The sequence below is a fragment of the Acidisarcina polymorpha genome, assembly GCF_003330725.1.
Lineage (GTDB): Bacteria > Acidobacteriota > Terriglobia > Terriglobales > Acidobacteriaceae > Acidisarcina > Acidisarcina polymorpha.
Genome location: NZ_CP030840.1, coordinates 4,159,074 through 4,177,912, shown reverse-complemented (window position 1 = coordinate 4,177,912; position 18,839 = coordinate 4,159,074). Strand labels below are relative to the sequence as shown.

Here is an 18,839-nt window from a genome sequence, read left to right as displayed (position 1 = left end):
GTCATGAACCATTTGCACTTTGCAAACGTCGAACGATCCTTCCTCGCGCTACTGGCGGGCTTTGCGACCATGGCTGTGCTCATCACCATGGTCACCGCCGCAATTAGTAAGACCTTTCCTCGCTGGGTGGGCGAACAGGACCATCCGCGGCGCCGGTATTTACTGCTCAACCTTGTCTACAGTGCGGCCTTTGCGGCAACCGGCGGCTATGTCACGGCCATCATCGCCAGGCCAGACCCGCTTCGGCATATTCTTATGCTGGCCATCGTGATTCTGGTCTTGAGCGCGCTCTCAGCTCTACAGCTCCGCGGCCAGCAGTCCATCAGCTACCAGTTCGCTCTGATCGTGCTTACGCCCGTGGCGGTGCTAGCGGGTGGACTATTGAGAATGCATCAAGCAGGCTACCGCTGGTAACCTGCTCGATGCGGAGATAAAGGCGGCGCACTCTCACCACCGCAATCCGAAGGTCACCGGAATGATTTGCGTGTTGCGGCCAGGCGTAGCCAGCCATTCATATCTCGCCTCGGCGAAAAACTTTGCGTTTTCCCATCTGCCGAAGGTCAATCCAGTACCTATATTCAGGCCCCCTTGGTTACTGGAATAATGACTGACCGTGACGTTGGTCGTGTAGTAATAGGGATAGCAGTAAAAGAAGTCGCAATAGACTCCCTGGGCCAGAGCAGGTTCGGTGAACGAGGTGAGCTTGCGGTAGAAACCGCCGCCCCCAGTTACATAGCCGCCGACCCGCCCGCTTGTCTTGTAATTCCAGACAGGGTCAAGGGTCAATGACCACGTATGGACATTGCCACCCGGCTCACCGACCTGCTGCAGGATTGCCGCAGGTATCTTGTTTCGATCGAATTCATACTCCCCGAGCAAAGCGAACCTCTTCGAAAAATTCCATCCTAAGCCGCCGCGGAAGTTCCAGCCGTAGGTGAGATCACCGCTTGAGTTCCCTAAGGGCGCAGTAAAGCCGCCGCCGCCTTCAATGGCAAGATGACTCCAGCGGCCATGGTAGTCCGGATAGGTAGACTGCCCACCGTATTGGCCGCCTGCCGCGGGTGCGGGTTCCAACCCGCCGAGCTCGTCGCTCGACAGCAAAAAGCGGTAATCCGCCGAACTAGACTCCGTCGGAGACGGCGCCTGTGCATGAAGAGAGACCACGGAAAGTACGGCGATCGACACTACTACGCCAGACTTTTTCAGAAATGACAACACTGCACAACTACTGCCCGAAACCATTGCTGCAAGCCTCTGCTAGTGAGATGCGGGAGATGTTGCATTGCTCCCATCTCGTTCAAACACAAGTGGGATGGTTTCGACTCGTCGCTGAGATGTTTGCCGGCCAAAGAAAACGGGAGGCTGGAATCTCCAGCACTCCCGTGATTTGTAGCAGTGCGTGTTGCTGAACGGAGCTTACTGCACGTCGAACTGTTCGGGGTGAAGCGCCGGATCGCTCTTCACGATGATTGTCTTGCCGGTCAATTCTTCGAGCTCGTTCAGCCACTTGGCATTGTTTGCTTTTAAGGTTTTAACCACTTCAGGATGCACGCGCAGCAGAACATCTCCACGCTCGAGATGCTTCTGCATTTTGCGCAGTTCGGTGTAGATCTCGTTGCACACCGTTGTTGGACTCTTCACCATGCCGGTGCCGGCGCAGATTTCGCATTGCACGCTCAGCGTCCGCTCGAGCGACTGCTTGACCCGCTTCCGCGTGATAGCGACGAGACCGAAATCATTGAACTGGAGCACCTTCGAGGGCGCGCGGTCGAGCTTCAACTCCTCTTCCAGAGCCGCCATCACCTTATGGCGATTCTTACGCTCGTCCATGTCGATGAAGTCAATCACGATAATGCCGCCAAGATCGCGTAGCCGGATCTGCCGAACGATCTCGGGAATCGCATCGAGGTTGGTCTTGAGGATGGTGTCCTCGAGCCGCGCGGTCTTGCCGACGTACTTGCCGGTGTTGATGTCGATCGCCACCAGCGCCTCGGTCTGATTGATCACGATGGAACCGCCGGACTTGAGCCAGACCTTCGACTTGAGCGCCTTGCTGATCTCGTCCTGTATGCCGAATTGCTCGAAGAGCGGGGTCTCTTTGGTGTAGAGCTTGACCCGGCGCACCAGCGACGGCTCAAAACGGTTCAGGAAGCGGACAATGCGTTCGTATTCAGCCTCATTATCGACCCAGATTGTCGCGAAGTTTGCCGAAACCTGGTCGCGCAGCACCCGTTCAATCAAGTTCAGATCGTGATAGATCAAAGCTGGCGCTTTGGCGTCGTCGGCGCGCTGCTTGATATCGTTCCAGAGGCTGATGAGGAAGCGGATGTCGGCGCGAAGATCCTCTTCACTCGCGCCATCGGCCGCAGTGCGCACGATGAACCCGCCGGAATTTGCGCCCTTTTCACTGATCAAAATCCGCTTCAGGCGCTGGCGCTCCTCGTCGGAAGAAATCTTGCGCGAGACCCCAACGTGGTTGACCGTGGGCATGAAGACCAGGAAGCGGCCAGGAAGCGCAATGTGACTGGTGATGCGGGCGCCCTTCTTGGCGATCGGCTCCTTGGCGATCTGAACCAGAATTTCCTGCCCCTGCTTCAGCAGCTCGCTGATGATCGGGAGATCGGAGAGCTGCGAATTTGCCCGCCGGCTGCCGCCGCCAGCGCCTCCGCCGTTCGGGCGGCCACGCCTCCGTGGACCGCGACCGCCACGGCGAGCATCATCGGGGCGTCCGTCACGGCGCGCAGGAAGGGGCGCCGCAACAGCCTGCGATGGTTCGCCAGCCTCATCTTCGTCCTCTTCTTCGACTTCCCTGTCCGCCTCGCCGTACTCGGCTTCTTCGTCTTCCACCAACCCGTCCGGCGATGCGCCAATCCGCTTTTCCAGGTGAGCATCTCGCACCATCTCGCTGAGTTCGGCGCCAGCCAGGTTGTCGAGCGTCTCTTCTTCCAGGTCGTCCAGATCGCTCTCCTCGGCATAGGCGCGAATGGGCTCGGAGTCGTATTCATCTTCATCGATGATCTCTTCCTCGAGTGGTCCGGAGCCTGGAGCGAATCCCTGAGGACCATCCCCGAACTCGTCTTCTTCAAAAAAATCGATCTCAGAGACTTCATGCAACTCGTCTAACACTGCCTGCCCCGCACTCACGTTGGCTGGTTCCAACGACGGATGGGCGGCTTCTAACCGGTGGTCGGCTTCTGACGTTAATTCTTCTTGAGAAGCATGGGGAGCAACTGCATCTTCGTAAGTGAGCGCAGTGATCTCTTCGGGCAACCCTGCTGCGAGATCCTCGCTGATGCTCACATTGCCGGTCTCAATCGGCTGCGCATGGTGCTCTTCGGCGGACGAACCAGTCGAAGTTTCCCCGATTGCTGCTTCATTCTCCGCGATTGCTGCTTCATTCTCAACGACTGCCGCAGGAAGATCCTCGGGCACGGCAACAGGAGACGCGAGCTCTTCCGGAACAAAATGCGACGGCTCTTCGGATTGAGTCTCTGCCGTAATTTCTTCATCGAGGAATGGAGAAACGCGATACTCGCTCGGCGCAACCGGGTCGATCCGGTAGGAAGCCGAAGCATTTTCCGGTTCCAGATCTCCTTCTTCGCCGGGACCCACCTCCTGCGCCGACAGCGGAGCAGCGTCAACCACCTCGTGGTCTGCGACTACCGGAGCTTGCGCAGGGGTACCATCTTCAACCGGTGCCGGGAATTCCTGCGACTCGCCGGTAGATATCAGTGAATGCTCTACTTGCTGTTCGGGGTCGATCACAGCAGGATAGTCCCCGATGGCTGACGGCTCCTGTATGGCAGGCGGATCCTGTATGGTTGTCGGCTCCTGGGTTGGCGCTCCGAATTGGTCTGGGAGTTGCTCTTCAACCGCAGGGGCTGGTTCATGAGAGTGGGTTCCCCACGCGTGTTCCACAATTTCCGATGCCGGCGGCACGGCGGTCTGTGTGGCCTTGCCACGATATCGCGACAAGGACTCCCCTGGCAGCTCGGCGCCGCCGTCCCACCCGGGAACGACTTCCACCAGAGTGGAAGGCTTAAAGGATGCATTTGCAACTGCCGGAGTGGGCGCAGAGCGACCTTCCACTTTAGGAGTAATCTCAGCCGGCTTACCGCCGTATCTCGACAGCGACTCGCCTGGGAGCACGATCGGCTCGGCAGCAGCGGCGCTACGGGGACTGTGCTCGCGAGCAGTGAAGTTCTCGCTGAATGCAGCCTGACCTGTCCCCGGCGCGATCGTCTGTTCATAAACTACTGGGCCCGCTTCAACTTCGTCTTCATAACCCGAGACGACCGGCTCGACAGCTCCCGATGCGAGTGGCTGGCGCTCAACGGGAAGCGGCGACGCACCTTCGCGGGGGACCTGCGAGCGGCCGCCGCGACGGCGTCCCCGTCGGCCACGCCAGCGCCGCGTTCCTTGTAACTCGTCTTCACCACCCCCGGTTTCGCCGGGAAGGTGCTGGGGTTTGGCGTGGAGATCGGCCGATACGCGCGGGGCCGTCTCGAGAGCGATCGGCGACCGTGCCGGGCGAGGTTCCCGGGCCTGAGGCTCCCGGACTGGTTGTTGCGACTCGCGGGCCGGCTGGGGATCGCGGACAACGTCGCCGTTTGCCGGTACTTTCTCGAAGTCCGCCGAGTCTTCCTGCTCCTCCATGAAGTCGGTGACATACAGGAACGCGTCTCGTTCGAGCCCTAATTCCACAAAAGCCGATTGCATGCCCGGCAAGACGCGGGTGACCCGTCCCTTATAGATGGATCCGGCCAGGGTGTATTCGTTCTCGCGCTCGTAATAAATTTCGGTGAGCTGATCGTCTTCAAGGATTGCCAGCCGCGTCTCATGCGGTGTGCTGGAAATACATATTTCTTTTGCCATGCTGCCTCTCTTGCCGCCGGCATCTGCCGGAGCGGCCAACCAATGAGGCAGATCAGAACAGGATTACTCCTGTTCCCGGGCACCCGGAAAGGTTTGGGGCAGACGGAGACGCCACGCCAGCAAGCAGCGTTGCAGCGGCAACGCTCTTTTCTGGCAGGATTTTTCTTGCGGGGGGTTCCGAGGACTTCGGCCCCAAGCCGGGGCAAAAGCTCACTGAATTATGCAACTGACTTGGAAAAGCAATCCCACCAAGATGTTCCGTGCAAACAGAGCTTGTGACCACTACAGCCGTCCGAATAGATGGCGGGGTCGTTCCCAATCTCTGCTCGTTCATTCCCAATCCTGTCCGGCCCGGTGATCCACCCGACCGGCTCAACTTTCAAACTTTTACTTCCCAACTCCGTCCGCGCCAGTGTAGGGGACGCATCGGGACGATCTTATCTTCCCTAGTTCACGAACCGGCTCATACGGACGTTCATCACCATCCCTAGCGCCAGAAACGTGAATAGTACTGAGGAACCCCCATAGCTCATCAACGGCAGAGGGATTCCGGTGACCGGCATCAACCCGACCACCATGCCTATGTTGACCGCGATCTGAAAGATCAGAACGGCCACCACGCCCATTACCAGGAACGTACCCGGCAGGTCAGCGGCGGTTTGAGCGTTTTGAATCAAACGCATCAATATGAAAAAGTATAGCAGTAGAACCACGACCGCGCCCAGGAAGCCATGTTCCTCGCAGAAGGCGGCAAAGATGAAGTCCGTATACGGAATGGGGAGAAAATCGCCCTGCGTCTGCGTCCCTTTGGTCGCGCCCTTGCCCAGAACCCCACCCGCACCCACGGCGATCAGGGATTGCCGGATCTGGTACCCAGTCCCGCGAGGGTCATCGTCCGGATTCATGAAGCTGGTGAGCCGCGCTTTTTGATAGGGCTTCAGGACCTTCCCGCTGGCCCAGATTCCTCCGATCGTCACCAACGCGACGACCGCCAGGATCAGGCCCTTTCGCCAACTGATTCCGCCCAGAAACATTCCCATCAGCAGGATGGGCGAATACGTAAGGGCGGTGCCTAAGTCCGGCTGCTTCAAGACCATGAGCATGGGAATGCCCACCATCGCCATGGCCTTGAATACGTCTCTCCAGCTGAGCTCTTTGCCAGCCAGATTGGAAAAATAGCGGGCGATGACCACGATCAGAATCAGCTTGACCCACTCGGAGGGTTGAAAGTGGATGCCGCCCGGCAGTTTGATCCACCGCCGGCCACCTAATACTTTGGTTCCCACGGTAAGCACGGCCACCAGCGACACCAAGCCAAAACCATAGGCCCAGACGGCAATGTCGAGCAAACGATGGTAGTTGATCAGCGAGATGGCGAACATCGCCACCATCCCGCCGAGCAGCCAAAGCACCTGGTTTCGGTCGAAACCGACAAACTTGGTATGTAGAGTGGCGCTATAAATCTCGAGCACACTGATAACCGACAGCACCAGCACCAGACCAAGCAGCACCCAGTCGAAGTCGTTGAAGGAAAGAAAACGCCTCATCCGCCTACCTTCTGCCTGCAGCCAACGGCGTGAAGGCTGCAAGGCTGGAGGCCGAGGGGTGGCCGGCGGAATCGGAGTTTAAGAAGAAGTGACCGCCATGCAGTTCACTGGCCTCAATCGTTCCCGGTGAAGCTCCAGGCTTCGGGTTCGACCAGATCGCTCCGACTTCAACCGGTGTCGCTTTCTTTGCCTCTTGCAGGTTGTTATCCAGCCGCCGCTGCTTATCAACAAAGGCGGCGATCACCTGGGCTGCCAGTCGGCCTGCAAAACGCCCATGTTCTCCCGACTCCATCAGCGTACAGACGACGATATCCGGATTCCGGCGTGGTGATACTCCCACGAACCAGGCGTTGTCCTTCATGACATGGGTCTTCCCGGTTCGAGCCAGAAAGGCATTGCTGGCTACCTGGGCGCTTCCTGTCTTTCCGGCGAAATCGATGCCTTCCAGATGCGCGCTCGGATCGGTGCCCCCCGGAGACATCACCTGGGCCATGGCATCGGTGATGATCTGCCAATTTTCCGGATCGATCTTCAGTTCCGAATCGCCGCTGCCCGGATAGGAGTCCAACATCGCCTGCCGGTAGTCTGGTGCAACTTCATCGGGAAAAACCAGGTGTGGCCGGCGAAGCACTCCACCTGAAGTAATTCCGGCGATTGCGCGCGCCATCTGGACGGGCGTTGCGGTCACTGCTCCTTGCCCGATACCTACCGAAATCACCTCACCCGCATACCACTTCTGATGGTAGTTTTTCATCTTCCATTCGGTCGAGGGCATCGTCCCTGAAACTTCGCCGGGCAGGTCAATCCCAGTCTTTGAGCCGATGCCAAAGTGCTGCGCAAAGTAGGCAATCTTGTCGATCCCCAGCTTTTGAGCGAGCGTGTAGAAAAACACGTCGCATGACTGGTAGATCGCCTTGCTGATGTTCACCTCGCCATGACCACCCTTTTGCCAGCATTTGAAATAGTGGCCATAGAAACTGGCGCCGCCCGGGCAATGGACCTTCATGTCCTCGGCTACGCCAGCCTGCAAACCGGCGGCCGCCATGATGATCTTGAAGGTCGATCCCGGCGCAAGCTGGGCCTGAATTGCCTTATCGAGCAGCGGATGATTCGGGTCGGTGATCAGCTTGTTCCACTCGTCTCGCCGAATACGGACGGAGAATTCGTTGGGGTCGAAGGTTGGGCGGCTGACCAGAGCCAGGATCTCGCCGGTATGCGGATCCATGGCGATCATGGCTCCATTCCGGTCGCCAAGCGCTAGTTCCGCCGCTTTCTGAATGTCGAGATCGATGGTCAGCTTCAGGCTCGTCCCGGGCTTGGCGGGTTCCGTCCCCAACCTCCCTACCTCGCGACCGTGACTATCCACGACGACATCTCGCGAGCCATCAGCGCCTCGCAACAACTGGTCGTAACTCTGTTCGATTCCTGACTTGCCCACGACATCGCCCGGCTCATAGTAGGCATACTTCGGGTCGTTGAGCATGTCTTCGCTCACCTCCCCGACGTAGCCGATCAGATGGGCCGCAAAGCCGTCCCGGGGATAAAGCCTGCGCTGCTCGTCGACGGTTTCAAGCTCGGGAAATTCATCCCGGTGAGCCTCGATGAATTCCACTTCGTCCGGAGTAATGTCTTGCTTTAGCGGAAGCGGCTGATACTTCGGCGCCAGCCGGTAATGCTTGAGGATTGCGTCTAACTGCTCCTCGGTCATATGCAGACCGCGGGCGATCAGCGGCAAGTCGGGAGCGATGTCATGACCCTGCTCCCGAATGAGGAAGCAGGACACCGAGGGATAATTGTCGACGATCAATCGTCCTTCCCGATCGAAGAGTTTGCCCCGAGGCGCCAGGATCGGCACCTTGCGTATGCGGTTCTGCTCTGCCAGTGCACGATAATTATTGGCGCCGAGGATCTGCAGGCGCCATAGCCCGGAAAGCAGCACCGCAAGGATGCCCACGATCAAGTACTGAACGACTGTCAGCTTGATTGCCGGTTTCTCGTCTTTATTGTTCAAAGCATCTGGGTTCTGCATCGCACAATCCCCTGGGATCCGCCCAGTCCCACATTCCTGTATCTATATACAACGTTAATCCCGCCGCTTCGCGCGATCCAGCAGGGCAAACAGAACCACGGCGACAAGCGCATTCACCACCCCCCGGATCAACTCGTGCAACCAGCTCCAGTCGACCTCAAGACCCAGGAGGCGATGGGTGGTCAGCAGGAAAATGGCGCTATGAATCACGGTAAAGATGAATCCCAGCAACAGCCGGGTGGCATGGTTCTCCGTGTCAACCCGCACCCCGAGGGACGCGGCCAAGTAGCCGATGATGGCCTTCGCGATGCCGTTTACCCCGATGGGACGGTGAGTCAAAGCATCCTGGGCGACGCCAATCAAGGTACCGGTTAGGGTCGCAGCGATCGGATTCCGGGTGGTGATTGCAAAGTAAATCGTGACCAGCAGCGGCAGATCAAGAATGGCAAAGCGAGCGAAATGAAGGGTGATAAACGACTGCAAACCAATCGCCAGCAGCGGCACCAGCAGGTACAGGAAGAGCGGGTAAGATTGCTCCTCAACTTCTCGCCTGGAAGTGGCCGTCAAATTCGGCAACTCTAACGCCCTCCAGGAGGAGCTTGTTGCGGCGAAGTCTGCGGCCTGGTTCCTGGGCTCGTGGAAGTCGAAGGCCTGGTGGCGTTAGCCGGACGCGTAGCGTTGGCCGGGTTGATCGGAGAGCCGCCCGCGCTCGGCACACTCGTAGCAGAAGCTGCGACCCTGGGTCGCGGGGCGATGATCGAACCCATTCCAGCAGGCGTAAGAATGCCGGCACCATTGTCGGAAGGGATCACAATCCTCCGAGCTGGCGGGGTGCCCGAAGCCGAATTTGGAGTGGTACGGTTTATTCCGGACGACGTGCCTGCCGGAGCTCCCGCAGCTGAACTTGCAGTCCCCGCTGGAGTAGTTCGGCCGGTTCCTGAAGCTGGGTTCGAAGTGCTGCCGACAGTTCCCGCCGGAAGCGGGGCGGCCACGCTGCCGGCGGCAGAGGTCCTTGCTGGCCGGACAGCGGTACCATCAGCATTTGTAGTGAGACTGGTCGCCGCTGGCCTTCGGCTCGCATTTGAATCGGCGGGCTGCAGGGGCAGTACAAGACCAGAGCTGACACTTGCCGGCGTTCGCGCCAGTGATTTCGCGGGAGAAGTTGCACTGACGCTGCTGCTGCCCGCGCTCGCCGTCGTTTTCGCCGCCGAGTTCGCTCCGCTAATCGCCGCGGATCCGGTGACGGTCGAGGTTCCAGCGCTGGCGGTCGTCACTGGAGCCACTTTGGCTGGAAATCTATTCAGCGGTACAGCCGCCCTGGTCGCGCCGCCAATAGCCCCAGCATCCGTCGTCCTGAGCGTCCTTGCCGGGGTGGAAGTGCTCGCCTGGGTCGAGATGTCACGATGCAGTCCGGGGGGCGCGGCTCCTGGCGTCAAGCTCTCCGCCGCAGGCGCCGCTCCGGGTGTGTAGCGATCCGGACGTAAAGCTTGCGGTGGCCGCATGGGGCGCGCAGGATCTCCGGCTCCCGCAGTCGCCGCAGGGTTATCGGCGTCTGCGGTTTCGACCGAGATTGGCAGCGTCGTGTCTCGCAGGCTGGGCAGCTTCTCGGAAAGAATGTCCGCTGCGCGCTGCTTCTCGGCGAGCGCATCGATCTCGCTCTGCATCAGGTCCTTCTCTTGAGGAAAGGGCATTTTAGACGAGACTTCAGTGATAACGAGCACCTGTTCCAGCTTGGCCAGGTTGGCATCCGGCTTGACAATGACATTGACATACGAAGTTTCGGGATCGGCCACAACCCGGTCGACTACGCCCACCGGCAATCCAGGCGGATAGACCTGATCGCCGCCGCTGGTCAGTACTGCTTCTCCAGGCTTGATCCGTTCGTCGGGGGAAATATTGATGACCTGCGGCTGCCCGGAAGCATCTCCCTTGAGAACTCCGCGTATTCGCGTCGCCTCCAACATCACGCCGGCGCCGCTCGTCTGGTCCGAGATCAGCAGCACCTGTGCGGTGCCCGGGAAGACGTTCTTGACCTTCCCAACCACGCCATCGGGAGTGATCACCGGCATCTGCGTTCGCACCCCATCGTTGAAACCTTTATCGATGTAAATCACGTGCGCCTGATCGGTTCCCGAAGTTCCAATGACCTGCGCAGGCAGGGTCTTGTCGATGTACCGGCCTTTGAAGTCGAGCATCTCCCGGAGTTGTTGCCCTTCGCGAGCATCCTCAGCCAGGCTGGCCTGCTCCAGTCGCAGCCGCTGGTTCTCATCCTGAAGAGCTTCATTTTGCTGTCGCAGGTTGCGCAGGTAAATGTAATTGGACCAGGTGTTGCGCACCCCCAAACCGATGTCGTGCACCAGCCGTTCGGGCGGGGTGATCACACTCGCTACCCAATAGCGCCAGAGTCGGACGTTATGGCCGTCGGGCATGTCGGGCGCCGGACGCCGGACCTGCATGGCCAGCAGAACTACCTGCGCCAGGACTGCCAGCATCAGCACCAGGGCATTCTTATAGCGGCTGAAAATGGATTCCATATGATGCAGGAACCAGGGATCGAGAACCAGTGCCGAACAGATCGATTCTCCGCGTTCAAACCTTCGATCACTTTACAGAAAGTCGCGGAGCTGCACCGCGTGAAGAGGCATTTCGATCCGCTTTCCTAGTTCCTAACCTCCTATTCCCATTTCCTAGTCGTTGCCATTTCCTAATCGATCTTGATTTTTCGCAGCAAACTAAAGTCGCTCAGCATCTTTCCCGTACCCAGCACGACGCTGGCCAGAGGATCATCGGCGATCGAGACCGGCAATCCAGTTTCTTCGCGAATGCGCTTGTCCAGATTCTTAATGAGCGCGCCACCACCGGTCAGCACGATGCCCCGGTCGCTAATGTCGGCGCTCAACTCCGGAGGGGTGCGCTCGAGCGCCACCCGGATTGCATTCAAGATGGTCGAGATGCACTCAGTCAACGACTCCCGGATCTCGCTATCGTCGATGGTGATCGTCTTCGGCACACCCTCGATCAGATTGCGGCCCTTGATCTCCATGGTGAGCGGCTTGTCCAGGGGATAGGCCGATCCGATCTCGATCTTGATCTGTTCCGCGGTACGCTCGCCGATCAGCAAATTGTACTTCCGTTTCAGGTAATTCATGATGGATTCGTCCATCTGGTTCCCTGCCATCCTGACCGATCTGGAGTAGACAATCCCGGAAAGGGAAATCACCGCGATATCGGTCGTCCCACCCCCAATGTCGACCACCATGTTGCCGCTTGGCTCAGTAATCGGCAGTCCCGCGCCAATCGCCGCCACCATCGCCTGCTCGACCAGAAAGACCTCGCTCGCCTTCGCCCGGTAGGCGGAGTCCTCCACGGCACGCTTTTCCACCTGGGTGATCTCCGAAGGCACCCCGATCACGATGCGGGGATGCACCAGCATCTTGCGGTTGTGCGCCTTCTGGATGAAGTAGTTCAGCATCTTTTCGGTGATCTTGAAATCGGCGATGACGCCATCTTTCATTGGCTTGATGGCGACGATGTTCCCCGGGGTGCGGCCAAGCATCTCCTTGGCCTCTTTGCCGACCGCCTCGACCTCACCGGTATTCTTGTTAATCGCGACGATCGAGGGCTCATTGACGACAATGCCTTTACCCCGGGCGTACACCAATGTGTTCGCCGTGCCCAGGTCGATAGCCAGGTCGCTCGAAAAGAGACTGAAGAGCGAACGCACCCCGTGCGACCGCGACGAACGCGAATAACCATTCAATGACATGGATTAGGGACTTTTCTTTAGACTCAGCCCTATTGTAAGGCCAGCGACTGATTGATGCCCCGGAGGGAACATGGTAAGCCACCGTTCACGCCATCTGCCCTCGAAACGGGAACCGTAAGGTTGCCGACAGTCCAGCCCGGAATCGTGAGTCCTGCATCAAGCCGTGAGATCAAGGATGGGTCAGGTCGATCTTACCGGGCGGCAATTGGAGAACCGAAATACAGCCCCGGCCAACCTTCAAATACACCCGGCCGACCTTAGCGGAGTGCCCCGCAAAGGGGCAGATCCCCCGAAACCTTGCTCCCTTCCTCTACGCTTCGTCATCTACTGCGTACAGGAGAAAGCTACTCATGGCACAGGATAAGAAAGTCGCCCTCATCACCGGGGCAAATCGCGGCATCGGCTTCGAGACCGCGAAGCAACTCGGAGACAATGGCATTATCGTCGTAGTCGGCGCACGTAAACTTAGCGACGCGGAACAGACTGCAGCCAGCCTCAAACAAGCAGGAGTGGACGCTCGTCCCGTGAAATTGGATGTCACCAGCGCTGAGGACCGCGCCGCAGCAGCAAAATATGTCACCGACACCTTCGGCAAGCTCGACATCCTGATCAACAACGCCGGAATCTCGGGAACTGAGGGACTAGTTACCCAAACCATCGAGACGCCCGAAGAGCAGCTCGTTTCGGTCTTTCAAACCAACGTGTTCGGCGTCTTCTCGGTTACCAAGGAATTTCTGCCGCTGCTCAAGAAGAGTCCGGCCGGAAGGATTGTCAACCTGTCCAGCATCCTCGGATCGCTCACCCTTCACGCCGACCCTAATAGCCCGATAGCCGAATTCAAGAACTTCGCCTACGATGCCTCAAAGTCGGCGCTCAATGCCTTTACGATCCACCTGGCGCATGAATTAAAGGGGACGCCGATCAAGGTGAACTCAGCTCACCCCGGTTGGGTGAAAACCGAGATGGGGACTGATGCGGCGCCGATGGAAATTCCGGATGGCGCGAAAACCAGTGTAGAGCTGGCGCTCCTCGGAGCCGACGGACCAAATGGCCGGTTCATTCATATGGGTGAAGAACTGCCCTGGTAATCACACCGGCCGGCAGAAATCATCCTGCTAATGTTGGACCGGGATCGGCAGGCGGCTATCTCTTGGGCCGGAAGTTGCCTGTTTTTGCCAGTCAATCGTAATAGGCGCGACGTGCGCCGTTGCGGTTGGCTCAACGCTATGGCCGCGGCGTCAAGTCAGGTTATCCGCCTTTTTGCCGTCGCGGCCTTTGCACTCTGCAGTGAGCAGTTTCATTTCGGAACAATCCCGTTCAACCTATATCTCAAAGGTGAGCGAAATTGCTCAGGTTTACCTGCATGTCCCTCTTTAAGCTGACCCTACATTAGAGGTTTCATAGCACACACACGGTCCCGCCTTCCACTTGCTTCCATTCGCCGCATCATAAAAAACCTCGAGGTCCTCCAACGTCATTTCCGCCTCTCCAGCATCACCTCTAAGGAAAGCCCACCCGAAAGTGGGCTGCGTTCCTTCGAGAAGGCTCCAGCCTGCTCTTCACGGTTTCCATAATCCTCCGGGCGGCGTGCGCGCTTGACACGCCAAATGAGTGCATCGTTCCATCTTTCCCGAATCGACATCAGAATCGGCGTCATTTTGAGCATCGGAATGTCCACCGCGCCCTTCAGGGCCTAGACTCGAACCAACGAGTAAATTGACTTCATGATCCAAATTGATCATCTTTTCTGCCAAAAATGATTTCAATTTCTAACGTGCTGCACTGGTTATGCAGCGACGGTTCCTTTCTGGATTTTATTGAGCTAATGGAGCCGCACCTCAATCGTTGATTAGTTGCGATCAGAGAACCCGCCTGAAAACTCGGCGAGGATTGTGAGAAGCCGTCTCCCTGCAGGGGTTTGGGTGGAAGCCTAACTCCTTTGACGACTCCTCCATCCCGGCAACAGGAAAGGGCCTGGATATTAGGTGGTTCTAGGCCCCTTCTTTAAGACCGGCCGGGTCATCACTTCCTCGATGCCCCATGGACCAAGCTTCCGTGCATGCAAGATGCAATCCGGTCCAGGATTCAAGCCGGGCAAGATTCGAAGCCCGCCCAAACCCCGGAGAGGTCTTTGTTCCAGCGTTCTCCTGATCAAGCCAAGGTCGATCAAGCAAAGGTCGATCAAGCAAAGGTCTGCGCTTAAAATGAAGAAGCCACTTACGATTTCTCCAAAGAAGAAGCGGACTCTCCAAATATGACCACAAACATCGAAACATCCCTCAGCGAAGATCTAGGCGCGGCTGCCCGCCAGGCAGGTCTGCAAGTTCTTTCCGTAGAAGCGGGCAGCGATTTCCACGGCCAGCCCACAGCGCGCTTTCAGCTCGCGTTAACCGCCGACGCCAGCCCTCGGCACTCGCTTCTGCTCGAGCTTTCCGATCGCTTCGACTTCCATCAAAAGGGCTCGAATGGCGAGGAATTATTGCCGGCCATGACGCTGCATCTTCAGGAGTCTGCGAGCCGCCTCCGCAATCCGCGGCCTGACGCCTATGTCACCGTGGCCGGGCTGCCGATCAGCCTGGGCGAGTTCGCATGGCCCTTCCACCGTTCGACCTCTGGCTCGGACAATTACGTCGTCCATGGAGTCGTGCGTCTCGAAGATGGACAATCGGGGCCCGGCGTTGTTGCCCCCTTGCACGCCAAGATTTCGGCCAGCATGACGGTCACCTTCGCCGAGATCGTACCCGCTCCAGAACAACCCTATGCCGAGACTTTCATCTACAACGCGGTGCGCAAAACCCTTGACTACGGTCAGTTGGAACTCGTCAAAAGCGGTAATCGGCAGCCGGTTCCGGTCACCACGCGTTACTACAGCCGCTGGCAGAAGAAGTTTTTCTTCACCGATACAGACAGCGCTATCCGAACCGAGTTCCTGAAGTCGAAGATTTACTGGCTTTCCGGTGTCCTTGGCGGCAGCGATCCAGTTTGGGTCGCCGACCCCCGCGACGCGCAATACCTCAACACCACCGCCGATGAGCTGAAAAGCATGGTGACCGCTCTCGAGCGCGAAGGCTACGTGAAGCTCACCGCAGACTACGCGGCGCCGACAGCCAGGCTGCTCGATCATGCCGAGGAGTTTAAGGCCAAACTTGACGCCGCCTTGCTCGCCACCCGGCCCGCGTTCAATGAGGAAATGCGCCACGGCCACACCAATATGTAAGCGCAGGCTGCGATCACACCTGAGGATGGGTCCTACCTTTCGGATGGCCTGGCTTTTCGTGAGGGAATCGTAGAGCTTTCCACTGAGCCTCTCATTCGAGCGGCTGAGCCCTATGCATGCTTGGGAACTATCCCGGAGTACGCGGGCTCGATCGCGAAGGTGAAGAGGATCGCCAGAAACTCCGGCTACGCGGGAAAGACCGCCGAACCGCACTTGGCGCAGAACTTTGCTCCGGGAACGGCTGGTGTGCCGCAGGCAGCGCAGACGGCAGCCGCGCCGGCGGGCGACGCGGCATGGAAAGTCGGGCTCGCGGCTCCCAGAGAGGCAACAATCAGGGCCGCCTGGTCGGCGTTGTACCGACGAACACGGGAAGGCATGAAGAATGCCTCGAGTAATCCAATGAGCCCAGGAATACCTGTCCAGAAAAAGATCAGGTAGAGGATGCCGAGGCCATTCTGTTTCAGATAAAAGTGGTGCAATCCGAAGCTACCAAGGAAGACCGCCAGCAAAACGCCAAGCACCTCGTCCTTCTGAACGGCTGCCATCTGGTAATAGAAAGTTGCCCGCTGTTGGTCGCTCCATCCTGGTGTAGCAAGTTGTTCCATCACTAAGGTCTCTCCGCCAGGCATTCACTCGGTGGCCCAGCCTGCTCTATCAACATACGCAGGAGCACACTCCGCAGTTCCTCGGGAGGTACAAGGCCGACTGAACCAAGGGCTAGAATGAAAGCATACTTCCCTTACTACCACCCCGCATCTGTATGGTCTGGCGGGGCCAACCATTGACAAGATCAGGTCGAAACAAGACGAGGCAGGTCGGACTTGGAATTTTTTGCCAGCACGTTCTATGGATTCTTCTTCGGCTTCGCCCTGGGAGTCGGCTGCTCGCTGGTGGTGCTCTACGCCATCTACTCGGGGGGCTACCGCAAAGCTCTGGAGGACTCGCTGGTCGAGCCTCCCTCTGATCGTTATCGCCGAGTCTTGACCGCAGCGAAGGCAAAAATGGCTGCGCAGGCTAAATCCGAGGAGCGCAGCACTCCACTTCCCTAACTCCGCTTTGCCTTGAACGCCTGGATGACATTTCCACGGATCTTCGAAGAACAGCATCAACTCCACACCTGGAATGATGCTCTTCATCACAATTTTTCCGCTATCCGCAGATGGAAGAAGCCGGAGGCATATGCCACGGCTTCCTCCGAAGACTGCTTCATTGAATCGGGATCGGGTACGCCCGAGAGATGCCCGGCCGCCGTGGTAGGCGATTCGGTCAGGCACCGCCGCTCTTCCTGGGCAAGGATCCGAAACCGTTACAAATTCACGATCGCATCAAAGACCTTTGTGAAGAGAGTCGCGACCTGGTCGGGATTCTCGAGCGCTTGCGGCCCGGCATTCGAAACCGCGGCTGCGGTTATTTCGGTTGCCGACTGCAGAATCGCCAAATATCGCTCTTCCGCTTCTTCACTCGAAAGCTCGTTATCGTCGAGGTCTTCTTCGTCCTCTTCAGGTTCATCTTCAAAATCATCTTCTGGTTCGTTCGCCATGCGACTCTCCTGTTTCTGGGGATTTCTCTCAAAGGCTAGCAGCATTTGAAATCACGTGCCGCGTCGGGCGACGCTGCTCCACGAAATTTACTACTTCGTCATGAACGCAGATCAATGCACCGCTATCTGGCCCTTGCTGGGCTTGCGCTTCTTCATCAGAAAAACCAGCGGCACCATACAAACGCTGCCTAAGGCCAGGACGGTGATGACGTCGAGGTAAGACAACATTGAACTCTGCCGCAGCAGCTGCCGGTACATATTGCCTTGCGCCAATCCCTTTGCCTGCGCGAAAGTAGCTGGTCCACCGGGCGCATGAAGCAAGTAGTTCGCCATGGCCGCAGTCCGTTGCTGCATGGTAAGCGAGTTGACGTCCATATGCGAGCCGAGGCGCTGCTGATGAAATTGTCCCCTCCGCGCCAGCCAGGTCACCAGGAACGACGTTCCTACGCTGCCGCCAATGTTGCGCGCCAGGTTGGTCAGCCCGGAGACATCGTTGTTCTTCTGTCTGGGAATGTCGGTGTACGAGATGGTGTTGATGGGTACAAAGAGGAAAGCCAACCCCGAGGCCTGCAGCACCCGCAGCATGGCGATGTACTGGTAGCTCACGCCAAGATTCAACGTGTGCATGAAGGCCAGCGCCGCCGCTGTGCTCGCGAACCCGTACGCGATCAGGTAGCGAGGGTCGACCCGGCCAACAAGGAAGCCTACCAGAGGCATCATCAGCATTACCGTGAAGCCGCCGGGTGAGATCACCAGCCCTGCCTGCTCCGCCGTATATCCCAGCAACGTCTGTACGAACTGCGGGATCAAGACGGTGGTCCCGAAGAGTGCGAATCCCAGCACAAACATCAGCAGGAATGAGATGGCAAAGGTCCGGTTTCGAAACAGGGTGAGATCGAGGATTGGACGATGACTCCTCCGGATCTGTCGAATCTCCCAAGCGATCAATGCGATCAACGAGACCACGCAGATCGAGATGAACACCGTGATGAGGCGGGAGCCGAACCAATCGTCTTCCTGTCCTTTGTCCAACACGAATTCAAGCGAGCCGAAGCCGATAGCCAGCAGGCCGAAGCCAAGATAGTCGAGATTGAGCCCTCGCTTCCGCATCGCCGCCACTTCGCGTTGGATATGCGGAGGGTCCTCGACCATCCTCTGGGTCAAGAACAGGGACAACAGCGCCACCGGCACATTGATGAAGAAAATCCATCTCCAGTCGAAGTTGTCGGTGATGTACCCGCCCAAGGTGGGCCCGATTGCCGGGGCGAAGACGACCGCCAAGCCATATACGGCAAAAGCCTGTCCGCGCTGCTTCGGGGGAAAGGTATCGGCCAGAATCGCCTGTTCGCTCGGCGCAAGTCCTCCACCCCCCACCCCTTGGAGGACACGAAACAATATCAAGAGTGGCAGCGACGGAGCCAGGCCGCACAAAGCCGAACTGATCCCGAAGAGCACCACACACCACATGTAAAAGCGCTTGCGGCCCACGAACGAGGTGAGATAAGCGCTTGCCGGCAGGATGATCGCGTTCGAAACCAGGTAGGAGGTCAACACCCACGTAGCTTCATCCTGTGAAGCCCCTAGACCCCCGGCAATATGAGGCAGTGCGACGTTGGCGATAGAGGTGTCGAGCACCTCCATGAAGGTCGCCAAGGTCACAGTGATGGCAATCAGCCAGGGATTGTTTCTTGGCTTCCATGCAGCGTCGATCGCCTGGAGTGCCGCTTGCGAAGGTGCTTCGACCACCGTGCTCATAGAAGGTTGCTCATCGACCAAACTGTGCAGAGCCGCTTTTGGGGGTTGGCTCCTAAGCTTATGCTGCTTGAGATAATGCTGCTTGGCGGAGCAACTCTTCGATCGAAGGC

At 58.1% G+C, this 18,839-nt stretch carries 14 protein-coding genes; 4 read left to right on the top strand and 10 right to left on the bottom strand.

All coding sequences use genetic code 11. The features are described from left to right. Positions 1-3: 3 nt before the first annotated feature. The gene (locus tag ACPOL_RS17740; protein ID WP_114208242.1) at positions 4-414 is read left to right on the top strand and encodes a hypothetical protein; all 411 of its coding nucleotides are present in this window, start codon (positions 4-6) and stop codon (positions 412-414) included. A gap of 33 nt (positions 415-447) precedes the next feature. Here the strand turns inward: ACPOL_RS17740 and ACPOL_RS17735 are convergent, their stop codons facing one another. The 7 genes from ACPOL_RS17735 to ACPOL_RS17705 form a co-directional block, all read right to left on the bottom strand. Further along, positions 448-1,215, bottom strand: a complete 768-nt coding sequence (locus ACPOL_RS17735; RefSeq protein WP_161557422.1) for an outer membrane beta-barrel protein — start codon at positions 1,213-1,215, stop codon at positions 448-450. A gap of 201 nt (positions 1,216-1,416) precedes the next feature. Continuing rightward, entirely contained in the window at positions 1,417-4,875 is a 3,459-nt protein-coding gene (locus ACPOL_RS17730; RefSeq protein ID WP_114210885.1) for an Rne/Rng family ribonuclease, read from the bottom strand. Between the two features lie 446 nt (positions 4,876-5,321). After that, positions 5,322-6,422: a rod shape-determining protein RodA gene (rodA, locus tag ACPOL_RS17725; protein WP_114208240.1), complete on the bottom strand. Its 1,101-nt coding sequence runs from the start codon at positions 6,420-6,422 to the stop codon at positions 5,322-5,324. A 4-nt stretch (positions 6,423-6,426) separates the two neighbouring features. After that, on the bottom strand, positions 6,427-8,451 hold the full coding sequence (gene mrdA / locus ACPOL_RS17720; RefSeq protein ID WP_114208239.1) for a penicillin-binding protein 2: 2,025 nt from the start codon (positions 8,449-8,451) through the stop codon (positions 6,427-6,429). 54 nt (positions 8,452-8,505) lie between these two features. Continuing rightward, positions 8,506-9,027, bottom strand: a complete 522-nt coding sequence (gene mreD / locus ACPOL_RS17715) for a rod shape-determining protein MreD (RefSeq protein WP_114208238.1) — start codon at positions 9,025-9,027, stop codon at positions 8,506-8,508. Between the two features lie 2 nt (positions 9,028-9,029). Then, positions 9,030-10,985 carry a rod shape-determining protein MreC gene (gene mreC / locus ACPOL_RS17710; protein ID WP_114208237.1) on the bottom strand — a complete coding sequence of 652 codons (1,956 nt, stop codon included), beginning with the start codon at positions 10,983-10,985 and terminating at the stop codon, positions 9,030-9,032. Positions 10,986-11,155: 170 nt separating this feature from the next. After that, positions 11,156-12,217 (bottom strand): rod shape-determining protein, encoded by a 1,062-nt coding sequence (locus ACPOL_RS17705; RefSeq protein WP_114208236.1) that lies wholly within the window; start codon positions 12,215-12,217, stop codon positions 11,156-11,158. A gap of 350 nt (positions 12,218-12,567) precedes the next feature. On the opposite strand from ACPOL_RS17705, the gene ACPOL_RS17700 reads away from it, so the two are divergent. Then, positions 12,568-13,305 (top strand): SDR family oxidoreductase, encoded by a 738-nt coding sequence (locus ACPOL_RS17700; protein ID WP_114208235.1) that lies wholly within the window; start codon positions 12,568-12,570, stop codon positions 13,303-13,305. Positions 13,306-14,471: 1,166 nt separating this feature from the next. Then, positions 14,472-15,434 (top strand): hypothetical protein, encoded by a 963-nt coding sequence (locus tag ACPOL_RS17690; protein ID WP_114208233.1) that lies wholly within the window; start codon positions 14,472-14,474, stop codon positions 15,432-15,434. Positions 15,435-15,619: 185 nt separating this feature from the next. On the opposite strand, the gene ACPOL_RS17685 is transcribed toward ACPOL_RS17690, so the two are convergent. Next, entirely contained in the window at positions 15,620-16,039 is a 420-nt protein-coding gene (locus tag ACPOL_RS17685; protein ID WP_236656851.1) for a TM2 domain-containing protein, read from the bottom strand. Positions 16,040-16,255: 216 nt separating this feature from the next. On the opposite strand from ACPOL_RS17685, the gene ACPOL_RS17680 reads away from it, so the two are divergent. Then, positions 16,256-16,483 (top strand): hypothetical protein, encoded by a 228-nt coding sequence (locus ACPOL_RS17680; RefSeq protein WP_114208232.1) that lies wholly within the window; start codon positions 16,256-16,258, stop codon positions 16,481-16,483. Positions 16,484-16,740: 257 nt separating this feature from the next. Here the strand turns inward: ACPOL_RS17680 and ACPOL_RS17675 are convergent, their stop codons facing one another. Together ACPOL_RS17675 and ACPOL_RS17670 are read right to left on the bottom strand one after the other, a co-directional pair. Beyond that, a complete protein-coding gene (locus tag ACPOL_RS17675; RefSeq protein WP_114208231.1) occupies positions 16,741-16,974 on the bottom strand; it encodes a hypothetical protein in 234 nt (77 codons plus the stop codon). Positions 16,975-17,085: 111 nt separating this feature from the next. After that, the gene (locus ACPOL_RS17670) at positions 17,086-18,729 is read right to left on the bottom strand and encodes a DHA2 family efflux MFS transporter permease subunit (RefSeq protein ID WP_114208230.1); all 1,644 of its coding nucleotides are present in this window, start codon (positions 18,727-18,729) and stop codon (positions 17,086-17,088) included. Positions 18,730-18,839: the final 110 nt, after the last annotated feature.

Coding starts and splice junctions, on each gene's coding strand:
- ACPOL_RS17730 (WP_114210885.1), bottom strand. CDS start 4,875: ATGGCAAAAGAAATATGTATTTCCAGCACACCGCATGAGACGCGGCTG.
- mrdA (WP_114208239.1), bottom strand. CDS start 8,451: ATGCAGAACCCAGATGCTTTGAACAATAAAGACGAGAAACCGGCAATC.
- ACPOL_RS17690 (WP_114208233.1), top strand. CDS start 14,472: ATGACCACAAACATCGAAACATCCCTCAGCGAAGATCTAGGCGCGGCT.
- rodA (WP_114208240.1), bottom strand. CDS start 6,422: ATGAGGCGTTTTCTTTCCTTCAACGACTTCGACTGGGTGCTGCTTGGT.
- ACPOL_RS17685 (WP_236656851.1), bottom strand. CDS start 16,039: ATGGAACAACTTGCTACACCAGGATGGAGCGACCAACAGCGGGCAACT.
- ACPOL_RS17675 (WP_114208231.1), bottom strand. CDS start 16,974: ATGGCGAACGAACCAGAAGATGATTTTGAAGATGAACCTGAAGAGGAC.
- ACPOL_RS17700 (WP_114208235.1), top strand. CDS start 12,568: ATGGCACAGGATAAGAAAGTCGCCCTCATCACCGGGGCAAATCGCGGC.
- ACPOL_RS17740 (WP_114208242.1), top strand. CDS start 4: ATGAACCATTTGCACTTTGCAAACGTCGAACGATCCTTCCTCGCGCTA.
- ACPOL_RS17670 (WP_114208230.1), bottom strand. CDS start 18,729: ATGAGCACGGTGGTCGAAGCACCTTCGCAAGCGGCACTCCAGGCGATC.
- mreC (WP_114208237.1), bottom strand. CDS start 10,985: ATGGAATCCATTTTCAGCCGCTATAAGAATGCCCTGGTGCTGATGCTG.
- ACPOL_RS17705 (WP_114208236.1), bottom strand. CDS start 12,217: ATGTCATTGAATGGTTATTCGCGTTCGTCGCGGTCGCACGGGGTGCGT.